Source organism: Mycolicibacterium iranicum (assembly GCF_014190915.1).
In the GTDB taxonomy this organism is placed as follows: domain Bacteria; phylum Actinomycetota; class Actinomycetes; order Mycobacteriales; family Mycobacteriaceae; genus Mycobacterium; species Mycobacterium iranicum_B.
In genome coordinates this window covers 1-2,749 of the sequence record NZ_JACHVU010000026.1, presented here as the reverse complement: position 1 = coordinate 2,749, position 2,749 = coordinate 1, and the positions used below count along the sequence as shown (strand labels likewise).

Genomic DNA, 2,749 nt, shown 5'->3' with positions numbered 1-2,749 from the left:
TCCCCGAGTAGCAGCGGGCCCGTGGAATCTGCTGTGAATCTGCCGGGACCACCCGGTAAGCCTGAATACTTCCCAGTGACCGATAGCGGATGAGTACCGTGAGGGAATGGTGAAAAGTACCCCGGGAGGGGAGTGAAATAGTACCTGAAACCGTGCGCTTACAATCCGTCAGAGCCTTCCCTTCGGGGTGGGGTGATGGCGTGCCTTTTGAAGAATGAGCCTGCGAGTCAGGGACATGTCGCGAGGTTAACCCGGGTGGGGTAGCCGTAGCGAAAGCGAGTCTGAATAGGGCGTATCCACACAATAGTGTGTGGTGTAGTGGTGTGTTCTGGACCCGAAGCGGAGTGATCTACCCATGGCCAGGGTGAAGCGCGGGTAAGACCGCGTGGAGGCCCGAACCCACTTAGGTTGAAGACTGAGGGGATGAGTTGTGGGTAGGGGTGAAAGGCCAATCAAACTCCGTGATAGCTGGTTCTCCCCGAAATGCATTTAGGTGCAGCGTCGCAGTGTTCGTGTTGGAGGTAGAGCTACTGGATGGCCGATGGGCCTCACAAGGTTACTGACGTCAGCCAAACTCCGAATGCCGACACGGTGTAATGCGGCAGTGAGACGGCGGGGGATAAGCTCCGTGCGTCGAGAGGGAAACAGCCCAGATCGCCGGCTAAGGCCCCTAAGCGTGTGCTAAGTGGAAAAGGATGTGCAGTCGCGAAGACAACCAGGAGGTTGGCTTAGAAGCAGCCACCCTTGAAAGAGTGCGTAATAGCTCACTGGTCAAGTGATTGTGCGCCGATAATGTAGCGGGGCTCAAGCACACCGCCGAAGCCGCGGCAGCGTATTTATGCGCTGGGTAGGGGAGCGTCCTGCATCCGGTGAAGCAGCCTAGTGATGGAGCTGTGGAGGGTGTGGGAGTGAGAATGCAGGCATGAGTAGCGATAAGGCAAGTGAGAACCTTGCCCGCCGGAAGACCAAGGGTTCCTGGGCCAGGCCAGTCCGCCCAGGGTGAGTCGGGACCTAAGGCGAGGCCGACAGGCGTAGTCGATGGACAACGGGTTGATATTCCCGTACCCGTGTGTGAGCGTCCCTGATGAATCACCGGTACTAACCGCCCAAATGGTTCCTCATCAATCCCTTCGGGGTGCGAGGGGAACCGGCTGCGCGGGACCTTCGGTGGTAGTAGTCAAGCGATGGGGTGACGCAGGAAGGTAGCCGTACCAGTCAGTGGTAATACTGGGGTAAACCTGTAGGACGAGTGATAGGCAAATCCGTCACTCATATGTCTGAGAGGTGATGCATAGCCGATTGAGGCGAATTCGGTGATCCTATGCTGTCAAGAAAAGCCTCTAGCGAGCGCACACACGGCCCGTACCCCAAACCAACACAGGTGGTCAGGTAGAGAATACCGAGGCGTACGAGTGAACTATGGTTAAGGAACTCGGCAAAATGCCCCCGTAACTTCGGGAGAAGGGGGACCCCCATACCGTCATGGCTTTTGCGGCCGGCAGCGGGAGGGGGTGGCACAAACCAGTGAGAAGCGACTGTTTACTAAAAACACAGGTCCGTGCGAAGTCGCAAGACGATGTATACGGACTGACGCCTGCCCGGTGCTGGAAGGTTAAGAGGACCCGTTAACCCTTTGGGGTGAAGCGGAGAATTTAAGCCCCAGTAAACGGCGGTGGTAACTATAACCATCCTAAGGTAGCGAAATTCCTTGTCGGGTAAGTTCCGACCTGCACGAATGGCGTAACGACTTCTCAACTGTCTCAACCATAGACTCGGCGAAATTGCATTACGAGTAAAGATGCTCGTTACGCGCGGCAGGACGAAAAGACCCCGGGACCTTCACTACAACTTGGTATTGGTGCTCGATACGGTTTGTGTAGGATAGGTGGGAGACTGTGAAACCAAGACGCCAGTTTTGGTGGAGTCATTGTTGAAATACCACTCTGATCGTATTGGGCCTCTAACCTCGAACCGTATATCCGGTTCAGGGACAGTGCCTGGTGGGTAGTTTAACTGGGGCGGTTGCCTCCTAAAAAGTAACGGAGGCGCCCAAAGGTTCCCTCAACCTGGACGGCAATCAGGTGTTGAGTGTAAGTGCACAAGGGAGCTTGACTGCGAGACGGACATGTCAAGCAGGGACGAAAGTCGGGACTAGTGATCCGGCACCTCTGAGTGGAAGGGGTGTCGCTCAACGGATAAAAGGTACCCCGGGGATAACAGGCTGATCTTCCCCAAGAGTCCATATCGACGGGATGGTTTGGCACCTCGATGTCGGCTCGTCGCATCCTGGGGCTGGAGCAGGTCCCAAGGGTTGGGCTGTTCGCCCATTAAAGCGGCACGCGAGCTGGGTTTAGAACGTCGTGAGACAGTTCGGTCTCTATCCGCCGCGCGCGTCAGAAGCTTGAGGAAATCTGTCCCTAGTACGAGAGGACCGGGACGGACGAACCTCTGGTCTACCAGTTGTCCCACCAGGGGCACTGCTGGATAGCTACGTTCGGACAGGATAACCGCTGAAAGCATCTAAGCGGGAAACCCCCTCCAAGACCAGGCTTCTCACCCATTAAGTGGGATAAGGCCCCCCGCAGACCACGGGATCGATAGACCAGACCTAGAAGACCAGCAATGGTCGCAGGGAACTGGCACTAACCGGCCGAAAACTTACAACAACAACAAAACCTCGCAACCACACCACAACCACAAACACACCCCGGACCCACAAGTCCGAGACACACCCCACCACCAAAAAACA

1 rRNA gene (cut by a window edge) is annotated in these 2,749 nt (G+C 56.1%); it reads left to right on the top strand.

The features are described 5' to 3' along the window. A 23S ribosomal RNA gene (locus FHR72_RS26330) occupies positions 1-2,666 on the top strand; it begins 557 nt to the left of the window's first position. The last annotated feature ends 83 nt before the right edge of the window (positions 2,667-2,749 follow it).